The organism is [Mycobacterium] stephanolepidis (assembly GCF_002356335.1).
Taxonomy (GTDB): domain Bacteria; phylum Actinomycetota; class Actinomycetes; order Mycobacteriales; family Mycobacteriaceae; genus Mycobacterium; species Mycobacterium stephanolepidis.
The window spans coordinates 576,718-600,428 of the sequence record NZ_AP018165.1; the positions used below are offsets into that span (position 1 = coordinate 576,718).

General features: G+C 65.5%; 19 protein-coding genes and 2 pseudogenes. 6 read left to right on the forward strand and 15 right to left on the reverse strand.

Annotated elements, in window-relative coordinates:
* The first annotated feature begins 264 nt into the window (after positions 1–264).
* The gene (locus tag MSTE_RS25085; RefSeq protein WP_162291356.1) at positions 265–3,378 is read left to right on the forward strand and encodes an AAA family ATPase; all 3,114 of its coding nucleotides are present in this window, start codon (positions 265–267) and stop codon (positions 3,376–3,378) included.
* A gap of 147 nt (positions 3,379–3,525) precedes the next feature.
* Entirely contained in the window at positions 3,526–5,466 is a 1,941-nt protein-coding gene (locus MSTE_RS02950; protein WP_096498859.1) for a MinD/ParA family ATP-binding protein, read from the forward strand.
* Here MSTE_RS02950 and mnhG read toward each other — a convergent pair.
* From mnhG to moeA, 11 genes and pseudogenes are all read right to left on the reverse strand, one after another.
* Positions 5,463–5,789 carry a monovalent cation/H(+) antiporter subunit G gene (gene mnhG, locus MSTE_RS02955; RefSeq protein ID WP_046252462.1) on the reverse strand — a complete coding sequence of 109 codons (327 nt, stop codon included), beginning with the start codon at positions 5,787–5,789 and terminating at the stop codon, positions 5,463–5,465. The two genes, MSTE_RS02950 and mnhG, sit on opposite strands and share 4 nt — an antisense overlap.
* Positions 5,786–6,079, reverse strand: coding sequence for a monovalent cation/H+ antiporter complex subunit F (locus tag MSTE_RS02960; RefSeq protein ID WP_096498861.1), 294 nt, complete (start codon positions 6,077–6,079; stop codon positions 5,786–5,788). The genes mnhG and MSTE_RS02960 overlap by 4 nt, the downstream gene beginning before the upstream one ends.
* Positions 6,076–6,651 carry a Na+/H+ antiporter subunit E gene (locus MSTE_RS02965; protein ID WP_096498863.1) on the reverse strand — a complete coding sequence of 192 codons (576 nt, stop codon included), beginning with the start codon at positions 6,649–6,651 and terminating at the stop codon, positions 6,076–6,078. Before MSTE_RS02965 ends, MSTE_RS02960 begins: the two co-directional genes overlap by 4 nt.
* The gene (locus MSTE_RS02970) at positions 6,648–8,240 is read right to left on the reverse strand and encodes a Na+/H+ antiporter subunit D (protein ID WP_162291545.1); all 1,593 of its coding nucleotides are present in this window, start codon (positions 8,238–8,240) and stop codon (positions 6,648–6,650) included. The genes MSTE_RS02965 and MSTE_RS02970 overlap by 4 nt, the downstream gene beginning before the upstream one ends.
* 5 nt (positions 8,241–8,245) lie before the next feature.
* Positions 8,246–8,710 (reverse strand): Na(+)/H(+) antiporter subunit C, encoded by a 465-nt coding sequence (locus MSTE_RS02975; protein WP_096498867.1) that lies wholly within the window; start codon positions 8,708–8,710, stop codon positions 8,246–8,248.
* Positions 8,707–11,556 (reverse strand): Na+/H+ antiporter subunit A, encoded by a 2,850-nt coding sequence (locus tag MSTE_RS02980; RefSeq protein ID WP_096505363.1) that lies wholly within the window; start codon positions 11,554–11,556, stop codon positions 8,707–8,709. Before MSTE_RS02980 ends, MSTE_RS02975 begins: the two co-directional genes overlap by 4 nt.
* A gap of 86 nt (positions 11,557–11,642) precedes the next feature.
* Positions 11,643–13,199: pseudogene (locus tag MSTE_RS02985) on the reverse strand (AAA family ATPase); the annotation flags it as partial.
* Positions 13,200–13,270: 71 nt separating this feature from the next.
* A pseudogene (locus MSTE_RS25780) lies at positions 13,271–13,862 on the reverse strand (AAA family ATPase); the annotation flags it as partial.
* 6 nt (positions 13,863–13,868) lie between these two features.
* Positions 13,869–14,756, reverse strand: coding sequence for a CDP-diacylglycerol--serine O-phosphatidyltransferase (pssA, locus tag MSTE_RS02990; RefSeq protein WP_096498871.1), 888 nt, complete (start codon positions 14,754–14,756; stop codon positions 13,869–13,871).
* Between the two features lie 11 nt (positions 14,757–14,767).
* On the reverse strand, positions 14,768–15,499 hold the full coding sequence (locus MSTE_RS02995; RefSeq protein WP_096498873.1) for a phosphatidylserine decarboxylase: 732 nt from the start codon (positions 15,497–15,499) through the stop codon (positions 14,768–14,770).
* Positions 15,500–15,617: 118 nt separating this feature from the next.
* On the reverse strand, positions 15,618–16,811 hold the full coding sequence (gene moeA, locus MSTE_RS03000) for a molybdopterin molybdotransferase MoeA (RefSeq protein ID WP_096498875.1): 1,194 nt from the start codon (positions 16,809–16,811) through the stop codon (positions 15,618–15,620).
* A gap of 116 nt (positions 16,812–16,927) precedes the next feature.
* Here moeA and MSTE_RS03005 point away from each other — a divergent pair, with 116 nt between their 5' ends.
* Both MSTE_RS03005 and MSTE_RS03010 read left to right on the forward strand, forming a co-directional pair.
* Positions 16,928–17,725, forward strand: coding sequence for an HAD-IIA family hydrolase (locus MSTE_RS03005; protein WP_096498877.1), 798 nt, complete (start codon positions 16,928–16,930; stop codon positions 17,723–17,725).
* Positions 17,726–17,740: 15 nt separating this feature from the next.
* A complete protein-coding gene (locus tag MSTE_RS03010) occupies positions 17,741–18,121 on the forward strand; it encodes a VOC family protein (protein WP_057965244.1) in 381 nt (126 codons plus the stop codon).
* Here the strand turns inward: MSTE_RS03010 and MSTE_RS03015 are convergent.
* Entirely contained in the window at positions 18,118–18,486 is a 369-nt protein-coding gene (locus MSTE_RS03015) for a hypothetical protein (RefSeq protein WP_157997616.1), read from the reverse strand. The genes MSTE_RS03010 and MSTE_RS03015 overlap by 4 nt on opposite strands.
* The gene (locus tag MSTE_RS03020) at positions 18,483–19,058 is read right to left on the reverse strand and encodes an MspA family porin (RefSeq protein ID WP_096498880.1); all 576 of its coding nucleotides are present in this window, start codon (positions 19,056–19,058) and stop codon (positions 18,483–18,485) included. The genes MSTE_RS03015 and MSTE_RS03020 overlap by 4 nt, the downstream gene beginning before the upstream one ends.
* Before the next feature lie 210 nt (positions 19,059–19,268).
* On the opposite strand from MSTE_RS03020, the gene MSTE_RS03025 reads away from it, so the two are divergent.
* Entirely contained in the window at positions 19,269–20,183 is a 915-nt protein-coding gene (locus MSTE_RS03025; RefSeq protein WP_096505365.1) for an SDR family NAD(P)-dependent oxidoreductase, read from the forward strand.
* 73 nt (positions 20,184–20,256) lie between these two features.
* Here MSTE_RS03025 and MSTE_RS03030 read toward each other — a convergent pair whose 3' ends face one another.
* Together MSTE_RS03030 and MSTE_RS03035 are read right to left on the reverse strand one after the other, a co-directional pair.
* A complete protein-coding gene (locus MSTE_RS03030) occupies positions 20,257–21,951 on the reverse strand; it encodes a DEAD/DEAH box helicase (protein ID WP_096498882.1) in 1,695 nt (564 codons plus the stop codon).
* A gap of 146 nt (positions 21,952–22,097) precedes the next feature.
* Positions 22,098–23,009: an SDR family NAD(P)-dependent oxidoreductase gene (locus tag MSTE_RS03035; RefSeq protein ID WP_096498884.1), complete on the reverse strand. Its 912-nt coding sequence runs from the start codon at positions 23,007–23,009 to the stop codon at positions 22,098–22,100.
* Between the two features lie 111 nt (positions 23,010–23,120).
* Between MSTE_RS03035 and MSTE_RS03040 the strand changes: the two genes are divergently transcribed.
* Positions 23,121–23,684, forward strand: a complete 564-nt coding sequence (locus MSTE_RS03040) for a TetR/AcrR family transcriptional regulator (protein ID WP_096498886.1) — start codon at positions 23,121–23,123, stop codon at positions 23,682–23,684.
* Positions 23,685–23,711 lie beyond the last annotated feature (27 nt).

Genomic DNA, 23,711 nt, shown 5'->3' on the forward strand with positions numbered 1-23,711 from the left:
GCGCCCGCGCGCCCGCGGTGGCTTAGCCAATACGCGCTGGTCGCTCGTGTGGCTCACCCGCAGGCCCTGCTCAGTGGTTACCACCGAGACGGAGCCGATGCTGGATCGCACCGAACGCTGCGAGGACATCGCCATCTCGCTTAAGCTGCTGGTTGAGTGCGGGGGTTTATTTGGTTGGGTAACCAGTCTTGGTACCCGTGCGCTAGCAACTGAGTACGATCGAACTCTACGAGCATTTGGCGATTGAGGAAGGGGAGGGGGACGTTGCCCAAGCAGGATCGTGGTGCACCGGCCCGTCCTCCGTGGCTGCCCGAAGAAGACGAACAACGTGGGTTTCTCCGTTCGTTGAGGCGCAAGAAGCGCAATGCGGACGATCCCGAGTCGAGCGAGGACTCGTTAACCCACGAGACCGGGCACTCTCCCGCTCCCCAGACTCCGGCGCAGAAACCGATCGCCGAGTCGGTCCTGCCGCCAGTTGAGAAGCGCGCTGCCGTCGCGCCTCGCGAAGAAACGGCCAACGGGACCACGCCGGTGCCCGATGTCTCGAAGTACCACACGCCGCCCCGCGCGCCGGTACCGCCCGAGCCCCGGCCGCTGACGGCGGCGCAGGAGCCGCTGACGACCGAGTCGAACGAGATCGTCCCGACGCCCGTGGCGGGTGAGCCTCGGATCGTCACGAGTCCCATCCCGGAGATGAGGCCCGAACCGCAGCCGATATCGCAGGTCGAGCAACCGCAGACGCCTCCGGCCGATGAGTCCCCGGCAATCCCGGTACCCGAGCCTGCCGCGCCCGAGGCCGCCCCGGATGCGGAGGCGGTCTCCCCGTCCGCGATCGAAGCGTCCGCAGACATAGCAGATTCACCGGAACCCGCGCCGGTGGCCGAACCGCCGACGGCGCCGAGCTCGCCCGCATCTACCGCTGATCAGCGCCGCGAGGAGTCGGCCGGCGCGGACCCGTTCTCGCGTTTCAGCTTGCTCGAAGCGCAACTGCGACAGATGAGCCTCGACGAGAGCATCACCGACGCTGAACTCGAGCGTCATCGGCGCCACGCGCTGCCCGAATCCGAGGCCACACCGGCTCCGGAGGCTCCCGGTGCGCTCAGTTTCACGCCGCCGGAGGCGGTCGACGAGGCCCCTGACGTCGTCGAGGACACGGCGGAGCCCGCGCGCGTGCCTCTAGACGCGCAATCTGCGGGGCCGTCGCCCGCTCCAGCGCTCGGTTTCACGCTCCCTGAAGCGATCGACGAGCCGCTTTCCGAGACGGAGGAGGCGGAGCTCACGGCCGCCGTACCGGACGTCGAGCCCGAGCCGGAACCACCCACGGCGCTTGCCGCCGATTCCCTGGCAGAAGTGGCCGAGCCGGATGTACGCATCCTCGAGGACCTGGTCCCAGAGCTGCCGGTGGAGGAGGAGCCCACCTCGGTATCCGAACACTCCGCGGAACCAGAAGAGCCGGTGGCGGAAGCGCCGGAGTCGGCAGATTCGCCCGAGATCGATGATGTCGATGCGCGAGCGGCTGCACTACTGCAGCGCATCGAAGCAAAACGTGCCGAGCTCGATGAGGAATTGGCCGCGCACGATGCGGCCGACTCGGACGTGTCGGTGCCCGAGCCTGAACCCGCGCCGTTTGTGCCGATGATTGCGCCGTGGGCCTCGGTGCCCGAAGTCGCCGCGACCGAGAGCACAGAGCTCAGCGCCGGTGCCGAAGAAGCCGTGGAAACGGAAACGACGACCCCCGAACTGCAGGGATTTGCGCCTCTGGCCGACGAGGACATCGTCATCGACCTCCCGGCAGCGGTATTCGAGGAGACGTCCGCCGACTCCGATATTGAGGACGTGGTGGGGTTGGAGCCCGAACTCGCGGATGAGTCGAAGGCTTCCGTCGAGGAGGCGCCGGACATACTGCCCGGCGACGAAATCGCCGGCACTGCAATTGAATCGACGGATGATGCGCCGGTGACGGCCGCGGCAGATTCCGAAGATGCTGCGGTAGAGAGTGATTCGAATTTCCAGACGGACCATGGTGATGCGTCTTCGCCGTGGGAGGCTCCGTCGGCAATCCCATCGGCACCGGTGGCGGAACCACCGATGGAACCCGCCTACTTTGTGCCGCCGCCTGCCCCGCAACCTCCCGTTTCGCCGCAGCCTGGACCCGGGCATCAGCTGGCGGCGCAGGCTCCCCCCGGGTGGAATCCGCGTCAGCCGTACCCGGGGCAGTGGCCTCAGGGTGCTCCCCAGTCTCCGGAATCAATTGGCGGTCAGCAGTTTTCACAGCAACCACCCCCACAGCCCACCAGTGTCGAGGGTCAATGGCAATGGGTGCCGCAGCCGCAGGCGCCTCAACCTCCTGTGCCGCAAGAGCTGCCTCCGGGTTACGTTCCACCGCCGCAGGGAGCGGTCCCTCCCGCCAACTACCGGGGGCCGCAGGCTTACCGGATGCCGCCCTCGCTCGACGAGGCCGAGGTCATCAACCGTGGTCGTTACGCGCCGCGATCCGGCTGGCGCAAGGCGGTGCACAGGTCCACCGGCGGTCGGGTAAATCCGGGCGATTCACGCAAGGACCGTGAACAGGACCAGCTGCTCGCCAGTATTCGGCAGCCGATTCTCGGCGATTACCGCATTGCAGTGCTCTCCATTAAGGGTGGTGTTGGAAAGACAACCACCACACTGGGATTGGGTTCGGCCTTCGCGACAATCCGTACCGATCGGATCATCGCTGTGGACGCCAACCCCGACCGCGGCACCTTGGCCGAGCGGGTGCGCGACCATTCGACGCAGTCCACCGTCCGCGACCTTCTCAACGATCGGAACATCAGAAGTTACGCTGATGTGCGCAATCACACGCGGATGGCGACAAGTCGTTTGGAAGTACTTGCCAGTGAGCAGGATCCGGCGGTGTCGGAGGCTTTCGGCGAGGTCGACTACCGCAATACGATCGACATCCTGCAGCGGTACTACAACATCATTCTGACCGACTGCGGCACCGGAATCATGCATTCGGCAATGGCGGGCGTGCTCGACCTCGCCCACACCATTGTGTTGGTGAGCTCACCGGCCATGGATTCCGCGCGTAGTGCCTCTGCCACCCTCGATTGGCTTATGCAGCATGGGCATTCGGCGCTGGTGCGTGAGGCGCATGTCGTCTTGAGTGCCTCACGCCCTGGATCTGCCGGGATCAAGCTGGACAAGGTGTACGAGCATTTTCAGGCGCGTTGCCGTTCCATTCACATGATCCCGTTCGATCCCCACCTCGCCGAGGGCGCCGATGTCGACTTCAATCTGCTCAATGCGGATACCAATGCCGCGTACCTGCAACTGGCCGGCGCGATCTCCGAGAGTTTCCCGCGGCTTCGCATGCGCGGCGACGAGCAGCGATAAGACGAAAGAGGCAGGACAGCAAGATGGTTGACGCTAGAGACGCCCAGCTGGCTTTTGCCGCCGGTGTGCTCTCGCTTGGTATCCCAATCGACCGTCTGGTAACGGACCACGATGTCGTGCTTGGCAATGATGGCGAAGTGATCTGATATGGCTGACTCTCACGACAACACACCTGATTCGCCGCCGCCGAGCGGCCCGTGGCGCGAGCCCATCGCTGACGGGCTGGGCGGCGGGGACACGAAGGGCAATCCGTTCCGTCGGTCCAAGAACCCGAACCAGGAATTTGTGCCGCCCAGCGCCGATTACTTTCCGCAACCGACGCTCAAGCCGCCGCCTCCGCTGCCGAAGACTCCCAAACTCTCACGGCGCCAACGGAACCATCAGCGTCCGATGAATCCGATCTGGGAACCGGATCCGTTGAGCGCGTACGGTATGCCGCAGTACCAGAATCCGGCGCCCCAAGCTCCGCCACAGCAGGGGGCACCGCAGGCTCCGCCGCAGGGATACGGTGGGCCCGCCCAACAGCCCCCGCAGAACTACTATGGGCCGCCGCCACAGAACTATTACGGCCCACCGGCGCCCTCCGCCCCACCGCCGGGGCCGTCGGGGCCGTCGGCTCCAGCGGAAGCCGCCACACCCGCTGCGCCCCCGCCTAACCCGGAGTGGGCAAGTCAACTGCCGGCATGGCCCACCTCCGCGGTGGTGCCAGAGCCTTCGGCCGGAGCGCCTCCGGCCGAACAGCCTCAGATCCGCGGTGAGGAAGAGGCGCCCAGGGACGAGACACCTGACCTCGAGGTGCCCGCCGAGGTGCCGCCGCCCCCGCCCGCACCCGTTGCGCCGGCACCCGCGCCACAGATCAGGCCCGACGATGCGTCCTCGATGATTCCGGAGGGTATGACACCGTGGGGTGGGCACGTGCCCCAAACACCGCCTGCGCCAACGCCCCCCGTGACATCGTGGGCTCCCGCCCCGCCCGCGCCCCCGGCCCCGGTGGCTCCGTCGGCGGCATATCCTCGAGCGGACTGGAACGTGCCCGCCGCGCCACAACGGGCACCCTTCGTTCCCGGTCAGACGCCGTTCACGGCTGCCCGCCCCGAAGCGCCTGTGTACCGACCGGCGCCGCAACCGCCGCAACCATCACGACCGCAGGGACCCAGTCACGACCAGCTTGGTCTCATCAGATCGGTCAAGCCGCTGCCCAGAAGCGGGTGGCGCAAGGCCGTTCACCGGCTCTCGGGTGGCGCGATCAACCCCGGCGAGTCTTCGGACGAGTCGCATCGTAGCGAGCTGATCGACCGAATCAACCTGCCCGTCCGCGGTGACTACCGGATCGCCGTGTTGTCCTTGAAGGGTGGCGTGGGTAAGACCACCACGACGTTCTCATTGGGTGCTACCTTCGCCTCGCTGCGCGGTGACCGGGTAATCGCCGTCGACGCGAACCCAGACTTCGGAACGCTCGCTCAACGTGGCCCGGATGAGACACGCTCCACTGCCCGAGACCTGTTGCGCGATCCTGATATTCATCGATATTCTGATGTACGCAGGCACACTTCGCAGAGCGCGAGCCGCTTGGAGGTGCTGGCTTCCGAGCGCGATCCCGCGGCGTCCGAGTTGTTCTCCGAAGCCGACTATCTGGCAGTGATGCGGATCCTACAGCGGTTCTACAACATCATCCTGACCGACTGCGGTACCGGACTCATGCACTCGGCGATGGCCGGTGTGCTCGGTGAGGCCAATGCCATCGTGTTGGTGACCTCGCCGGCCATCGACGGTGCGCGCAGCGCCCTTGCGACCCTGGATTGGCTTGACCACCACGGGTATTCGCACCTGGTGCGGCAATCTGTGGTGGCCATCAGCTCGTCACGGCCGGGTGCCTCCTCGATCGACCTCGAACAGCTGAGCCGGCATTTCCTCACGCGGGCCAGAGCGGTGCACATCGTCCCGTTCGACAACCATCTGTCGGAGGGGTCGGAGATCTCATTGGATCTCATGGGCAAGAAGACGCGGCTGGCGTTCATGGAACTGGCGGCCTCGGTGGCCGATGGCTTCTACGAGGGTGGAAACACCCGGCAGACCAGCTGGGGTTAACGCTCCAGTTCGTCGGTCGTCATCAGGTCGTCGCGAACGCTGCGCTCGTGGTAGGCCAGCCGCGCGACCCGATGGGCGACAACGGGGGCGGTGATGATGGTGAACAGCCCGGTGAGCACGATCATGCTGACGTCGGCATGCCCGCGCAGACGCAACGCGGCACCCGCCAGAACCAGCAGCAGCCCCAACACCTGGGGCTTGGAGGCGGCGTGCATGCGAGCCAACGTGTCAGGAAATCGCACGACGCCGATTGCTGCGGTGAGGGCCAGCGCGGAACCGAGTAGCACCAGCGCACCCGAGATCCCGTCGAGAAGAGTGTTCATCGCGGTTGTCTCCTCTCGTCGCGAGGGTCGATCGCGGTGTCCGGTACGCGGAACCGTGTCACGCTCACAGAGCCGAGGAAACTGATGAGGGACAGCGCGACCATCCCGTACAGCACAGTGGAATCCAGGCTGTAGGCAGCCCATGCGGCAAGTGTGCACATGGTGACGGCCACCAGGGTGTCTACGGCGACAAGCCTGTCGAGCGTGTTAGGGCCGGCGAGTAGCCGGTATGTGGTGATGGTCGCCGCGGCGATGAGTAGCACGGCCGCGATATGCCACACGAGGTTCACAGTCCCTCCCCCATCTCGGACTCGGCGGTGTCGTCGTCGGGATTCCAATCGGCGTCGCGTTCGAAGGCTGCGATGAAAAGTTTTTCCAGTTGCCGTAGTTGGGCGTAGAAGGTCGCCACGGCCTTGGGGGAGCCCACATCCAGCACATGCACGTAGGCCAGCCGGCGTTCCTGATCTATCTCCAGGACCACCGACCCCGGGATGATGGTCAGGGTATTGAGCAGAAGCGCCATCACCAAGTCGGACTTCACCGAAAGCTGGGCGCGCAGTACGGCACTCAATGGCGGCGCACCCGGCCTGATCGCCAACCAGGCCACCTGCAGACTGGACAGCACCATGTAGTACGCGACCGTGAAGGCGAGCCGGATCATCGAACCCACATGCAGGCGGCCCTCCACCGGCAGCCGCGGCATCGGTAGCAGGACCGTGATGACCAGTGCCACCAGCAGCCCGGTAACGGTATTGGCGACGGAGAAATTTCCCCACAGCATCGTCCATACCAGCATGAGCCACACCAAAACCCAGATACGCAAGACGATTTCGCGAGGGCCGTACATCGTCAGGCTTTTCATCGAGGGCCACCCCCGAGGACCGCACTGATGTATACGTCACGGTCACGGACTTCGGCGGCGGCACGATCGCTCATGCCGATGATCGGCCCGGCGAATACGGTCAGCGCCACGCCGACAGCGATCAAACCCAACGTGGGCGCCAACATGCCGGCCGGCATCCGACCCACGTCGGCGCGGTCCACAAACGCAACCTCTTCTCCGTCATCGAGAAGCGCGGACGGTGTTGCCGCGGCGAGATCGCCCTCCGGGGCGTCGGCGCGTGGTCGCCAGAACGCCTTGGTCCACACTCGTGCCACCGCATAGAGGGTCAGCAGGCTTGTGATCGTGCCGCCGGCCACCAGTGTCCAGGCCAGTACCGAGCCCTGCAGCGAGCCTGCCTCCAACAGTGCGACCTTGCCGATGAACCCCGAGAACGGTGGTATGCCACCAAGGTTCAGTGCCGGCACCACGAACGCGAAGGCCAGTAGCGGACTCGCGGCCGCAAGGCCTCCCAGGCGATTCAGCGATGACGCTCCTGCCTGGCGCTCGATGAGTCCCACCACGAGGAACAACGTTGTCTGGACGATGATGTGGTGTGCCACATAGTAAATAGCGCCAGACATGCCGAGTTCGTTGGACAGCGCGATACCGAAGATCATGTACCCGATGTGGCTGACCAGGGTAAAGGACAGCAGTCGTTTGATGTCACTCTGCGCGATGGCGCCCAGGATGCCGACGATCATGGTCAGGAGTGCGGCCACCAGCAGCACCGTGTTCAGAACTCCGCCGGGGAAGAGCAGCGAATGCGCGCGAATGATGGCGTACACACCCACTTTGGTGAGCAAGCCCGCGAAGACCGCGGTCACGGGTGCGGGGGCGGTGGGGTACGAGTCGGGTAGCCATGTCGACAGCGGGAAGACCGCCGCCTTGATGGCGAAGGCCACCAAGAGCACCGCGAAGATCGCCATCCGGGTACCCGACGGGATACCGTCTGCGCGGACCGCGATTTCGGCCATGTTCAATGTTCCGGTTGCCGCGTAGACGAACGCGATGCTCAGCAGGAAGACCACCGAGGACATCATCGAGACCATCACATATGAGATGCCCGCCCGCACCCTGTCACCACTGGCGCCGATGGTCAGGAGCACGAAGCTGGCGGCCAGCAGTACCTCGAAACCGACGTACAGGTTGAACAGGTCGCCGGCCAGGAAGGCATTGCAGACACCTGCAGACAGTGCCAGGTATGTGGGCATGAAGATCGACACCGGCTGGCGCTCATCACCGTCCCGAATACCCTGCGCTGCCGCGTACAGCACCACCGCCAGCAACACGATGGCCGAGACCACCAGCATCAATGCCGAAAGGCGATCCACCACAAGGGTGATTCCGAGCGGTCCCAGTTTCTCCTCGGTCGGCCCCCAGCCTCCGACGGCCAGTGCAAAAGTGCCGTTGCGATCCGCCAGGTAGAGCAGTGCCGCGCAGACTCCGAGCACCGTGGTCAACGCCGTGACGGTGATCAGCAGTTGTAATCGTGGGCGACGCCCCGCGATCAGTGTCAACGCTGCCGCGGCGGTCGGGACGAGGACCGGCAGCGGTGTCAGAACAGCCATGGCGTTCATGACTTCTCACCCGCCGGAAGTGCGTCGAGTTCCGAAGGAGAGTCCTCGTCGCCGGATTCGGGCGCCTCGTGGTGTTCTTCCCTGCCGTCGGTGACGGGTTCGAGTGGTTCCTGGGCGACGCGCGCGTCCTCGGCGTCGTCGTCGACGACGTCATCGGCTTCCAACGTGAACATGCGATAGATCAGGGCGAGAGTGAATGCCGCGACACCCATGGTGATGACGATTGCGGTGAGGATCATGCCCTGGGCCAACGGATCTGCCATAGAGGTCCGGCCTGCGGACTCACGGCCGATGATCGGTGGATTACCGGACGGGCCACCCACCGTGAGGATCAGCAGGTTCACCGCATTGCCGACGAGAAGCAGACCTAACACCATGCGCGTCAGGTTGCGTTCGAGCATCAGGTACACGCCGCATGCGGTGAGGGCGCCGATGATGACGAGTAGTCCGAGATTGGTCATGACGCACGCACCCCTGTTCGAGCTCGTGGAGACTCCTCGAGCTCCACGTCCAGGCGCGCGCCCAGGCTGCGCAGCACATCGAGTACCAGACCGACCACCACCAGGTACACGCCCAGATCGAAGAACAGCGCCGTCACGATCTTGACGTGTCCAAATCCAAGCACATCGAATTGAATTGTGGCCGAGGACAACACCGGGGCCCCCAGCAAGATCGAAGCCAATGCTGTCCCGCCGGAGAATGCCAGTCCGAGCCCGAGGATCTTGCCGGCATCGAATGGCAGTGTTTCGCCCAGCTCATAGCGTCCACCGGCGAGATAGCGCAGTACGAGAGCCAAACCGGCTGTGAGGCCACCGGCGAATCCACCGCCCGGGACGTTGTGCCCGGCGAAGAAGAAGTAGAAAGACAACACCATGACAAGCGGGAAGATCAGCCGTGTCGCGACTTCCAGAACCAACGACCGGTGCTTGGGGTCGCGTAACTCGCTCCCGCGCAACCAGACACTGGAGGCCACCACCACATCCGGTTGACCCGCGGCGTCCCCCACCCGGGGAGCTCTTCCGAAACGACGGTGCCGGAACATCAACGAAGCCACGCCCGTCGCGGCTACCAGCAGTACCGAGATCTCGCCGAGGGTGTCCCAGGCGCGGATATCCACCAGCAGCACGTTCACCGTGTTGGCGCCGTGCCCACGTTGATACGCCGCTTCGGGGAGCAGGTCGGCGATCGGGCGATCACGTCGTGCGGCCATCGCGTACACCCCGAGCGCCGTGACGGTGCATCCGACCGCGATCGCGAGTACGGCACGGGGCAGCCGGAATCTGTTGGCCTGCTCCGCATCCGACTCGGCGGGTAGGGCGCGCAGCACCAACACGAAAATGACGAGGGTCAGGGTCTCGACAAGGAACTGCGTCAGTGCCAGGTCTGGCGCCCCATGGAGTGCGAAGATGACGCCTGTTCCGTAACCGGTGATGCCGACGAGCAGCACCGCCGCCAGGCGGTTACGCATGACGGTCGCGCCGATGGCGGCGGCAAGCATCAGTAACCCGACCACCCCCTGTAGCGGCGAATCCCATAGTTTCAGATGCGGTTCGTCGCGGGCTCCGAGTGCCAGCACAATCGTCGGCAGTGTCACCAGGGTCACCAGAATGGTGGCCTGGGTGAACGGGATCGAGCCTCGTTGCGTCAGTGCGGTCAGCCGCTGGGACAGCACATCGGCACCGCGCAGAACGGCGTCGTAGCCACGGTCGGCATTACCCAGTGGGTTCACGGCGAGTCGGGCCTTGCGCAGGCGTCCCCGCGAGAAGAACGCGAAGATACCGACCGCGAACGCGATCGCGGTCAGCAGCAGCGGCACGCCGAAGCCCTCCCAGATCGCTATATGCGCGTCAACAGGATTGGCGTAGCTGCCCAGCGCCCAGTTGAGCCAGTCGGGCAGTATCCCGGCCGCGATGCTCGCCACCGCCAGCACGGCGGGTGCCAGCAGGAAGGCGGGTGCCGGAGCGTGCATGCCCTGTACACGGGCGCTTGGTTCGGATAAACCCTTGCGTGCGAACGCTCCCCAGATGAATCGCATGCTGTACGTGATGGTGAACATCGATCCGACGACTATCCCCGCCAGCACCCAGGGCGCCGACGAACCGAGCACCTGACTGTGCAGCACCGTCGCGAACGCCAGCTCCTTACCGACAAATCCGAGGGTCAGTGGCACCCCCGCCATGCTCGCCGCGGCCAGCCCGGCAATCACAAGCAGGGACGGTTCGCGTCTTCCGAGCCACGCCAACTTGCGGATGTCGCGGGTCCCGACGGTGTGGTCGATGATTCCCACCACCATGAACAATGCGGCCTTGAACAGGGCGTGCGCGCACAGCATGACCAGCCCGGCCAACAGGATGTCGGGATCACCGGTGCCGGTGAGCACGACCAGGAATCCGAGTTGGCTCACCGTGCCGAAGGCCAGGATCAGCTTGAGGTCGTACTCGCGCAGGGCGCGCCAGCCCGCCAGGATCATGGTGGCGATGCCCAACACCAGCACGATGGGCCGCCACGGTGTCGCCTCGGCGAACCCCGGCGACATTCGGGCCACCAGATAGATGCCGGCCTTCACCATGGCCGCGGCATGTAGATAGGCGCTGACCGGGGTTGGTGCGGCCATGGCGCCGGGAAGCCAAAAGTGCAGGGGGACAATGGCGGACTTACTCAGTGCACCGATAAGTATCAGCACCAGACCGACGCTGGCGGCCATACCCGATGGCGGGTCTGCGATCAGATCGGAGAGCAGGAAGCTCCCGCCGATATGGCCGAGCACGATGATCCCGACCAGCATCGCCAGCCCACCGGCGGTGGTCACCAGGAGCGCCTGCACTGCCGCGCGGCGACTCGCGAGCCGTTCTGCGTAGTGGCCCACCAAGAGGAAGGACAGCACGGTCGTCAGTTCCCAGAAGATGTACAGCAGCAGCAGGTTGTCGCTTACCACCAGACCGAACATGGCGCCGGAGAAGGCCACCAGCTCGGCAGCGAAACTCGGAAGCCGCGGTTCGGTGTGCCCGTCCCGATGCCGGAAGTAGCTCGCGCAATAGAACAGCACCAGCGACCCGATGCCCAGCACCAGCACGCTCATGATCGCGGCCAGCGAGTCGAAGCGCAGAGAGATGTCGATCGCCAGCTCGGGCACCCAGGGGATATCGATACGGGTGTCCGTCCCGGCGGCAGGCCATCTTGCCAATACCCAGATCAGCGAACCTAAAGGGACAAGGGCAAGGGGATGGAACGCCAGTCGGCCAACGCGCGCCACAAGTAGCGGCGCCATCGCGGCGGCAAGTGCGTGGGCAAGCAGAATGGCAAGCAAAGGCACTCCCGTCTATCGGTTGTTGGGCGGGGTGTCCTGCTGCCTAGTTTACGGGGCGCTCGTCGATTGGCGCGACGCAACCCTTTTCAGCGGTTGTCAGCAAACGCGCGCAGGGATGCTACCTGCACGGGATCCAACGACGGACGTACTGTGGCCCGCGCGGTTTCGATGTCGGCGACTGTCACATCGGCGGCGTCGATGGATCGCCGCATGGCCGCCATCGCAGCCTCGCGCAGCAGCGCCGCACAGTCGGCGGCCGAGAAGCCGTCCAGTTTGGCCGCGAGGGCGTCCAGATCTATATCGGCGTCCAGCGGTACTGCCCGCGCGGCCGTCTTCAGAATGTCTTTGCGGGCCTGAGCATCCGGGGGCTCGACGAACACCAGGCGTTCCATCCGGCCTGGACGTAGCAGCGCCGGGTCGATGAGTTCGGGCCGGTTGGTGGCGCCGAGCACCACCACATCGCGCAGTGGTTCCACCCCGTCCAGTTCGGTCAGCAGGGCCGCCACCACCCGATCGGTGACACCCGAGTCGAAGCTCTGACCACGCCTCGGCGCCAGTGCGTCCACCTCGTCGAGGAAGACCAGCGACGGCGCCGAATCGCGCGCCCGCCGAAATAGCTCGCGCACCGCCTGCTCGGAGGCTCCGACCCACTTGTCCATCAGCTCGGCGCCCTTGACCGCGTGCACGGACAACCGTCCGGAGCTAGCCAGCGCCCGCACCACGAAGGTCTTTCCGCAGCCGGGCGGTCCGTACAGCAGTACCCCGCGTGGAGGGTCCACGCCGAGACGTTCGAAGGTGTCCGGATGCTGCAACGGCCACAGGACGGCCTCTGTCAGAGCTTGTTTGGTGGTCACCATGTCGCCGACGTCGTCGAGGGTTATCGACCCGACGGCCACTTCCTCGGTGCTGGAACGGGAAAGCGGTCGGATCACCGACAGCGCGCCGACAAGATCTTCCTGCGTCAGCGTGGGGGCGCTGGCCTTCTCGCTGGCCCGTGCGGCTGCCCGCAGTGCGGCCTCGCGGACCAGCGCGGCCAGATCGGCCACCACAAAACCCGGTGTTCGCGCGGCGATCTCGTCGAGCTGCAGGTCCTGCGCCGGCACCTTCGCCAAGAGAACTTCCAGCAGTGACTTACGGGTAGCTGCGTCGGGCAGGCTCAGGCCCAGCTCACGGTCACACAGCTCGGGAGCGCGCAGACGCACGTCGATGGCATCGGGGTGCGCGGTAGTGGCAATGAACGCAACACCGGAAGTCGCTACCGCTGAACGTAGTTCGGCCAGGATGAGTGTCGCCACGGGTTCGGCGGTGGCCGGCAGCAGCGCGTCGATATCGGAGATCAGCAAGACGCCTCCGGACTGCCGGATCCGGCTCACGGCCTCCCGTATCGCGGTGAGACGCCCTTCCGCGGTGGTGGCGCCCACCTCTGGCCCGTCCAGCTCGACGAGCGTGCGTGGTGCACAGACCGCGCGTGCCAGCGTCGTCTTGCCGACACCGGCGGGACCGGATATCAGCACGCCCAGATTCGGCTGCGCACCCAGTGTTTTCAGCAGGCCGGGCTCGTCGAGGGCGAGCTTGAGCCACTCGGTGAGCCGAGTCGCCTGCGCCCGGGAGCCCTTGAGGTCCTCCACGGATATCGGCGCAGGGGGCTCAGGGGACGGAGTCGCAGGGGCGATGTATTCGGGGGTCAGGGCAGTCGGTTGCGCATTGGGGCTCAATGGGTTTGATCCCTGCCAGCTGACAAGAGAATTGGGTTGCACGCTGACCGGACCGGCCGGGTCGACCGCCGTCACCGTGAGCAACTCGGAGGTCCAGGTGATCCCCACCGACCGGGCCAGCGTCGTCGTAGCCTCTGATGTAGACGTGCCGGGTCCGAGGTCTCGTGGCAGCAGTGACACGGTGTCGCCAACGGTCATTACCTTGCCCAGTAGCGCCAGCCGAAGTGTCGCTGACGACACAGATTGAGTGGCAAGAGAGGAACCGCTGACGCTCACCGATCGCGCGCCATACACCGTTACGGGGGCGACGATGACCGACGCATCCTCCCGCAGCCCCGCGTTGGACAGCGTGACATCGTCGAGCAGTGCGGTGCCGGCCGGAACTGAGCGCGGCGCGACCGCGACGACGGCCGCCGTTGTTCGTGATCCGGTCAGAGAAATCGCATCCCACTCCCGGATGCCAAGGGCTGCAATCGCTTCCGGGTGCAACCGGACTACACCGCGCCGCGAGTCCACGGCCGAAGTGTTGAGGCGAGCGGTGAGAGTCAGCGAAGGGCGATTGGGGCGGAGAGCATCGGGATGTTCGCTCATGCGTACCTAGCGTGGCCTACCGGGCCGGCGCAGCCCCAGACGTTCCGCCGTGCGCCGCTTGGGGAGCGCGGCTTGCCGGAAGGCGCGGCGCTGGTCCCGGCGCTGATCGCGGCGTAGATCCCGGCGTTCCTTGGGTTTGGCATCCCACGACTCGGGTCGGGCCGCCACCCAGCGTTGACTGCGCCAGGCGAACGGGATGTGAGCCAGGTAGACAACGATCAAAATCAGCAGCAGTACGTACGGGTATTGCAGCAGCCCAGCCGCGGCCACCGTCACAAGCGCGAGCAGCAGGACCACCATGCGGGGCGGCACGGAGACGGATTTCATGGCCGCGGTGGGGATCTGGCTGACGATGAGCATGGACACGAACACCATCCACGCGCATATCGCCCATACCGACGACCACCAGCCGTCGCCGAACTGCAGGAAGGCCGCCAACGGGGCCAGCACCATCAGCGCGCCGGCGGGAGAGGGGACTCCGACGAAATACTCCTTGGTGAACGCGGGCTGAGAATCGTCGTCGAGCAAGGTGTTGAAGCGAGCCAGCCGCAGCACGATGCACACCGCGTAGAGAAGCGAAAAGACCCATGCTGTCGGGGTATCCGACAACAACGAGATGTACAGCACCACCGCGGGCGCGACACCGAAGTTCACCGCGTCGGCCAGCGAGTCGATCTCTGCGCCCATTCGCGATGTCGCGTCCAACAGCCGGGCGATCCTGCCGTCGAGACCGTCGAGGATCGCTGCCGCGGCGATCAGGGTCAGTGAGATGTAGGGCTTTCCGTCGAACGCGAACTTGATCGAGGACAGACCACCGCAGATCGCCAGCACCGTCATCACACTCGGCAGGATCCGGATGTGTACAGGGCGCTTGGAGGACGCGGCTAGGTTCATGGCTGAGCCGCTTACGCGTTATCTGTGGAGGAGGGCAGCTCGGCCAGCACAGTCTCGGCGCCCACGGCTCGTTGTCCTGGCTGGACGAGAATCTTCGACCCCTCGGGCAGGTAGGTGTCCACCCGGGAACCGAATCGGATCAATCCGTAGGTATCGCCGATGGACAACTGGTCACCGACCTTGGCGTGACAGATGATGCGGCGTGCGATGAGCCCGGCGATCTGAACCACCACCACATCGTGCCCGGTGCGGGTACGGATCTGCACGCTGTTGCGTTCGTTGGCGACGCTTGCCTCGGCACGATCGGCCGACAGGAACTGCCCACTGCGGTGGATGACAGCCGTCGCCTCGCCGGCGACGGGGACCCGCTGCACGTGAACATCGAACACCGACAGAAAGATGCTGATGCGGGGGAGCGGCTCGGCGGGCAACCCGAGTTCCGGCGGAGGCACCGCGCGGTCGACCAAGCAGATCTGGCCATCAGCCGCGGCCACCACCACATCGGCACGGTTGGGTGGGATACGCGGGGGATGCCGGAAGAATCCGGCGCACGCGCCCGCGAGCGCCAGCCCGGTTCCGCGAATCCAACGATTCTTGAACCCAAGTCCCGCCAGCCCTACGCCACCGGCGATGAACGGGAGTCCTGCCGGGTGGATCGGTGGGATCGTCGAGCGGATGAGTTCGACGATATGCGGGATGCCGGAGTCCGGCTCGGAACCTACGGGGCGGGGGCGTCTTGCCACCGGACCATCCTAGTGATGCGGCCGATGCGCTGGGGACAGCACGACGGACACGGTGACCGGGATGCGGTTGACGGCCGCATCCCCGCGCGGTCCGCTGACAGCGCTACCACCGCCGTGATCAGCTCAGATTCCACACGCTGACGGTTGTCCCCGCCGCGAGTTCGGTGACATCTTCGGGGATGTCCAGCAGGCAGTTCGAGGCCGCCAGCCATCTCAGATGATGCGATGCGGGAGGTCCGACAGCCGTCACGGACCCTTTGTCGGCGTCCCAGCATCCGCGGCGGAACTGCCGCTTACCCGCGGGCGCCGTGATCGGATCGGTGAGGACCGCCTCGTGGCGCACCCGCGCGGGCGCGAGCCCCATCGCTGCGCGCAGCGGCTCGCGAATGAACACCTCGAACGACACCAGTGCGCTCACGGGATTGCCGGGCAGGGTGAGCACCGGGACACCGTTGACGTGTCCGGCTCCCTGCGGTTTGCCGGGCTGCATGGCCACCGAGACGAACTGGACACCCGCGTCGGTGAGTGCATCCTTGACCACCTCATAGGCTCCGGCGCTGACCCCACCGGTGGTGATCACCAGGTCGGCCTGGGCGCCGAATTCGTCGAGTACTGCGAGGAATTGCTCGACGTCGTCGGCGACGGTCGGCGCCACCACGGCGTCGGCCCCGGCCTCCTGGACCGCGGCGGCGAGCATGATGGCGTTGGATTCGTAGATCTGCCCGGGCTTGAGGTCGGTGCCCGGGGGCACCAACTCGCTGCCGGTGGAGGCGATGACCACCCGCAGGCGCGGACGCACGGTGAGCTCCTCGAGCCCGAGTGCCGCCGCCAGCCCCAACGCCGGAGCCATGAGCCGGGTACCGGCGCTCAGTACCGTGTCGCCAACCCGTACATCCTCGCCGGCGGATCGGATGTGTTGGCCGGCACGGGGTTCTTCGGTGATGATCACGGTTTCGGTGCCGCCGTCGGTGACTTCGACGGGCACCACCGCGGTGGCACCGGCAGGAAGGGGTGCACCCGTCATGATCCGGTGCGCGGTACCGGGTTTGAGCGTCAGTATGTCGGTGCGCCCGGCCGGGATGTCCTCGGTGACCGGAAGTGTCACCGGATTGGTGGGCGAAGCCCCTGCGAGGTCGTCGCGGTAGACCGCATACCCATCCATCGCCGAGTTGTCGAACACCGGCAGATTCAGTGGCGCGATGACGTCGGCTGCCAGGACCAGTCGCTCGGCCGCACCGACCGGTACCCGGACAAGCGCGGGCGCCTGGATCAATCCCGCGACGACTTGCTGGTGTTCGGCGACGGAACGCATCGGCTCATTATTGCCCGACCACCCGGCGCATACCGCACGCAGGGGTTTCGCTGAGTTCGGTGCGCCTGATACGCCCTCGGCGTGCGCCGGGCACGCCATGGCGGGAAAATAGCGCCATGACCGTCGGCGGAGTGCTCTTCGATATCGACGGGGTCCTGGTGACCTCGTGGGAGCCGATCGACGGCGCCGCGCAGGCCCTCAAGGCGCTGGAGGGCGACGACGTTCGTCGTTGCTTCTTGACCAACACCACCTCGCGTACCCGCGTACAGATCGCGGAGCTGCTCACCGCCGCGGGCCTGGCGGTGCCCGCCGACGAGGTGATTACCGCCGCCATGCTGACCGCCGATCATGTGATCGCCCAGCACCCCGGCGCCCGGTGTTATCTGCTGAACGACGGGGATATCACCGCCGATATGCCCGGGGTCGACTTCGTCGCATCCCTCTCCGATGATCCCGACGTGATCATTCTTGGTGGGGCCGGTCCGCAGTTCGATCACGTGGCACTGAGCCGGGTGTACGACCTGATGGCTCAGGGAACTCCGGTGGTCGCGATGCATCGCAACGCGGTGTGGAGCACGCGCGAGGGATTGCGCGTCGATACCGGTGTGTACCTGGCGGGGATGGAGCAGATTTCGGGGCGCAAGGCAGTCGCGGTCGGCAAGCCCGCCCCGGCGGGGTTTCAGCTGGCCGCCGAGCGGATGGGGTGCGAGCCGGATCAAGTCGTGATGGTGGGCGACGACCTGCATGTGGATGTGCTGGCGGCCCAGGTCGTCGGGATGACGGGTGTGCTGGTGCGCACCGGGAAGTTCCGTCAAGACACCCTCGACAGATGGGCAGCCGATCAGTATTCGATGCAACCCGCGTACGTCATTGATTCGATCGCCGATTTGCCGTCCTTGTTGTCGGACTTGTGAGCCAGAATCTGCTTCATGATCGACCACTTCGGTATCAACTGCGCGGACCTGCCGACCGCGGCCGCGTTCTATGACAAGGTGCTCGGGGTTCTCGGGTACACGCGACAGATGGATTTCGGTGTCGCCATCGGTTACGGGACCGCGGGAAAACCTGACTTTTGGATCGGCGGCGGCGATGCCGCGGGCGGCCCCAATCGTGAGATCCACGTTGCCTTCTCGGCCGAGAGCACAGAGAAGGTCGACGAGTTCTTCACGACGGCGACGGGTGAAGGCGCCGAGGCACTTCATGCGCCGCGGCTATGGCCCGAGTATCACCCGGGCTATTACGGCGCGTTCGTCCGCGACCCTGACGGCAACAACGTCGAGGCGGTGTTTCACGGAGCGGCGCCCGCCTAAGAGCCGGGACTGACAATCGGCGCCGATGTGGTGGTCGGTTCCCGGCCCGGCGGTGCGGGTTTGACGGGTGCCGTGCCGGCGGGCATCACGATCGGGGGCGGTGCGGCACCCTGACCGGCCGCATCGGTGTCCGAGTCGGGCTCGGGCGGCCAGTCCACACTCGTCGGGGGCCAGCTCTCGGTCTTGTCGCCGCCAGTCACGGCCGCTGGGGGCGCACATCCTTGTGCTGCACCGAAGTCGCCGGGGCTGCAGTTGTCCGCCCGTGCCACGGATGCCGGACCGACAGTCAGGCTTGTGCACAGGGTGGCGGCGATGATCAGCCGTGCCATTCGGTGGCGTTGTGCTCGCGCGCGGGCGGGGCTCATAGCGAAAGAATGTCCCCGTACACGTTCACGCTGTCGTCGGACTTGTCGGTGTCGATCAGCGCCGTCGTGAAGAACCGGATGGAGACCGGTCCGCCGCAGGCGTCGACTTTCACATGGGCATCGTGAACCACGATTTCGCCGGTGCGTCCTTTGAGTGCCTTCTTGCCCAGCACGATGTTCTTGATGGTCCCCGGAAGCAGGTTGACCGAGATGCTCCCGTTGACCTCCGCATAGGGGCCGACCATGGCCAGCAGATTGCTGCCACCGGAGAAGCCGGGACTGACTCCCGCGTCGGCGCCGACGTCGACGCTTCCGCCCTCGCTGAGATCGATCTGGCAGCCCAGCTGCAGCCCCATGACGAGGGTGCCGGAGTTGACCGGAACCGCACCGTTGCCGTCGATGCTGGCGAGGGCCTTGCCGGTGACAAACCCCTCTCGTGTGAATGCTGTGGCGGCCATGTTCGGCACAGAGTTGATAGTCATCCGCGACAGCGCAGCACTCAGATGCCAGCTGTCGTCGGTATCGGCCGACTGGCTGACGTCGGCGACCGGCAGCGGGTCTGCCACAGCCACTCCGGGGCCCGAGCACAGAAGTGAAATTACAAGGGTGGCAACAGAAGTAAGTTTGCGCACGGACCCGCCTCATGCAGTAGGGGTGGCCAAGCTCAGTGATCCGGCGATGAGCGTATTGACCCCTGCTGTGGGATTCCTGGTATCGAACACCGGGAGAACTGTGAATAAGGCAGGCTGGGCAGCGCGGTGGATCTGGGGCAGGATGCGTGTGTGACCGCACACTGGACCACCGCCGACATTCCCGACCAGGCTGGACGCGTCGCCATCATCACCGGTGCCAACACCGGACTGGGCCTGGAGACGGCCCGCGCGTTGGCGGCCGCGGGGTCGCAGGTGGTTCTTGCGGTCCGCGATCTGGACAAGGGTGCTGCCGCTGTCGAAGAGATCGGGAAGGCCGCGCCCGCAGGCAACGTGGCGCTGCAGCGCCTGGATCTGTCTTCACTCTCGGATATCCGTTCTGCTGCTGAACAATTGGGCGCCAAATATCCACAGATCGATCTGCTCATCAATAACGCCGGAGTGATGTATCCGCCGAAGGGCAACACCGCGGACGGGTTTGAGCTGCAGTTCGGCACCAACCATCTGGGACATTTCGCCCTTACCGGTCTGCTGCTGGAGAACCTGACGGCGGTGCGTGGCTCGCGCGTCGTAACCGTCAGTAGTAACGGCCATAAGTTCAGGGCTGCAATACATTTCGATGACTTGCAGTGGGAACGCAGTTACACTCGGGTGGGGGCTTACGCCCAGTCCAAACTCGCCAATCTCTTGTTCACCTACGAGCTGCAGCGGCGCCTTGAAGCCGCGGGGGCGGAGACGGCGGCGTTGGCCGCGCATCCCGGTGCGTCGGGTACCGAGTTGATGCGTCACATCACGTTCGGTCCGGAGGCGCTCAGTGCGGCGGCGTTGAAACTGGCCCAGAGCCCGGCGATGGGCGCCTTGCCCAGTCTGCGTGCTGCTACGGACCCAACCGCCGTCGGTGGCCAGTACTACGGGCCTTCGGGCTTTGGGGAACTCCGCGGGTATCCGAAGGTGGTGAAGTCCACTAGGCAGTCACATGATCGGGCTCTGCAACAACGGCTTTGGTCTGTCTCGGAAGAACTGACGGGAGTGAAGTTCCCCGTCTAAGCCCGTCCCTTCGACTGTCGACTCTCTGTGTCGCCGAGCGAGGGAATCACACGATAAGTCGACACTCGGCGGTTTAGAGCTCCCGATGCAGGGTGCGTACGGCGACGATGCGTTCCTTGAGCTGATCGCGGGTGGCCGCGGCCACCGGGGGGCCTCCGCATCGCCTGCGCAGCTCGTTATGAATCCAGCCGTGCGGTTTACCCGATTTGAAGTGTGTGGCCGACACCAGAGCATTGAGCTCGCGACGTAGCTCGCGCAGTTGGCCGTGTGTCGAAGTGATCTCCGGGGGCACCTCGCCGGAGGCGGTGCGCTTGGTGAGCTGCTCTTCTTGCCTGCGCCGCAACAGATCTCGCATCTGATTCGGATCGAGCAGGCCGGGAATGCCAAGATACTCGGCTTCCTCCTCGCTGCCCGCGGGCGTCGCGGTGCCAAAGGATGCCCCGTCGAAGATCACCTGATCCAGTTCGGCGCTGGCACTGAGCGATTCGAAGCCCTTCTCTTCCTCGCCCGGCTCGGTGCGCTTGCGCTCCACCGGCTCCTCATCGCCCATCGGTTCGCGATGCGGCTTGCCGAGCACGTGATTGCGCTGTTCTTCCAGCAGGCTGGCGAGCTCGAGCAACGTCGGCACCGAGGGCAGGAAGATACTCGCCGTTTCACCCGGTGTCCGGGAGCGCACGTACCGCCCGATGGCCTGGGCGAAGAACAGTGGGGTGGAGGCACTTGTCGCGTAGACGCCGACGGCCAGACGCGGCACGTCGACTCCCTCGGACACCATGCGCACGGCCACCAGCCACTCGCTGCCGTCGATGGCGAATTGGGCGATGCGGTCCGAGGATTTGGGATCGTCGGACAGCACCACGGTGGGTTCTCTACCGGTGATGGTGGTCAGCAGCTTCGCGTAGGCGCGGGCGGCCTTCTGATCGGAGGCGATGATCATGGCCCCGGCATCGGTCATGCCCCCGTTGCGTTTCTGCTGTAGCCGCGCGTGGGCGGCGCGCAGCACCGCGGGTATCCAGTCGCCGTTGGGGTCCAAGGTCGTGCGCCAGGCGCGTGCGGTCTGCTCGGCGGACAGCGGCTCGCCGAGACGGGCGGCATGTTCCTCGCCGGCACTGTCACGCCAACGAGCCTCGCCCGAGTACGCCATGAAGACCACGGGACGCACCACGCCGTCGGCCAGCGCCTCGGAGTAGCCGTAGGTGTGGTCGGCTTGCGAGCGCTGGAAGCCCGCGCCGTCGGGCTCGTAGTTGATGAAAGGGATGGGGCTGTCGTCACTGCGGAACGGGGTTCCGGTCAATGAGAGGCGCCGCGTCGCGTCGTCGAAGGCTTCGCGGACCGCTTCCCCCCAGCTTTTGGCATCTCCGGCGTGGTGGATCTCGTCGAAGATCACCAAAGTGCGGTGGTTCTCCGTGCGAACCCGGTGCCGGGTGGGGTGACTTGCCACCTGCGCATAGGTGACCACGACCCCGTGGTACTCCGAGGAGTTCTGTGCGTCCGAGTTGCTGAATCTCGGGTCCAGGGAGAGCCCGAAGGAGGTGGCCGACTGAGCCCACTGGACCTTGAGGTGTTCTGTCGGCACCACGACGGTGATCTTGTCGACCGTACCGTCGGCCAGCAGCTCGGTAGCAATTCGCAGGGCAAACCTTGTTTTCCCTGATCCCGGGGTCGCGACCGCCAGGAAATCTCGGGGCTTGGCGGCCAAGTACCGCACTAATGCCCTGCGCTGCCAGCCCCGCAATGTATGGGTGCTGGGCACCTCTACAGCCCGCACCCGTCAGACTCCTCACTGATTGGACTGCAGACTAGCGCAACGGATTACGGGAGTGCATCCCGACGGGCGTGGCGGGCACCGCGTGTCGTGTCACCAGAGTGACAGTCGGCGACAATCAGCACAGTGCCCGCCTCTTTCCGTTCAGCTCACTTCACCGGGAAGACCACGTCGGTGAGTTCCTCAGATACCGACCACAACCGACGCTGCAAATCGAGGTCATAGGATTGCTCGCTCGATGCGACGACCTTGGGGTTACCGCGTTGTTCGGCGAATCCGTCCGGTCCGTAGTACTGGCCGCCCAGGGCTGCGGGGTCGGTGGCGGCCCGCAATGTGGGCAGCGCACCCATATCCGCCCCCTGGACCAGCAATGGCGCCACGACGTTGAAAACGGCCCGGACCCACAGCGGGGAGTTGCGGGCCAGCTCGGTGTTGGAGCCGCCGGGGTGTGCGGCCAGGGCTGCCGTATTGGTGCCAGCCAGGCGCCGCTGCAGTTCGTAGGTGAACAACAGGTTGGCCAGCTTCGACTGCCCATAGGCCGCGACCCGGTTGTAGTCGCGTTCCCATTGCAGGTCATCGAAGTGGATTCCGGCGCGAATGCGGTGCCCGATGCTGGAGACGGTCACCACGCGTGAACCTTCGACGGGTAGCAGGTGGTCCAGGAGCAGGCCGGTGAATGCGTAGTGACCCAGGTGATTGGTGCCGAACTGCAGCTCGAAGCCGTCGGCGGTGGTGGACTTCTCCGTCCACATGACCCCGGCGTTGTTGATCAGCAGGTCGATCTTGTCGTAGCGCGACTTGAGCTCGTCAGTGGCCCGACGTACGGATTCCAGTGAGGAAAGGTCCAACGGCTGCAGGGTCACGTCGGCGTTCGAGTGGGCCGCGGTGATCGCGTCGGCTGCGGCCTTTCCCTTCTCTGTGTTGCGCACCGCGAGTACGACGTGGGCGCCGTGCGCGGCGAGCGCCTTGGCTGTCTCCAGCCCGAGGCCGGTGTTGGCACCGGTGATGATCGCGACGCGGTCGGTCTGATCGGGGATGTCGGTGGTACTCCATTTGGTCATGGGGGCTCCTTGGGTAATATCTCCAGTAACCGGGGCGGCTACTCCGCTTACGAATATACGGAACGTACGCCCCGTTTTGTCAAGGCGTGTCGGAACCTCGAGGAGTGTGAGATGGATCAACCTGCCCGGCCCCTGCGCGCTGACGCCGCCCGCAACCGTGCGCGGGTCCTTGAGGTTGCCTATCAAACGTTCGCCGAGGAGGGCCTTGGCGTCCCGATCGACGAGATCGCGCGGCGCGCGGGAGTGGGTGCCGGGACCGTCTACCGGCATTTTCCGGCCAAGGAGGACCTGTATCGGGCCGTTGCGGAAGATCGGATGAGCACGGTGATCGGCAAGGGGCGCGAGCTACTGGAGTCGGCCGACCCGGGTGAGGCGCTGTTCGGATTCCTACGCGTGATGGTCGAGTGGGGCGGGACCGATCAAGGATTGGTGGACGCCCTGGCCGGCGCAGGTGTCAGTGTCGAAGCTCTTATCCCGCAGATCGAGGAATCCTTCTATGCGGTCCTGGGCGATTTGGTGCGGGCTGCACAGCAGGCGGGCACGGTGCGCTCCGACATCGGCGTGCACGAGGTAAAGGCACTCCTGGTCGGCTGTCAGGCCATGCAGAGCTACAACAAAGAGGTCTCACAGCAGGTCACCGACGTTGTCTTTGACGGGCTGCGGCCGCGTCGTTAGGCACAGGCGGGTAAGAAATTGGCCCGG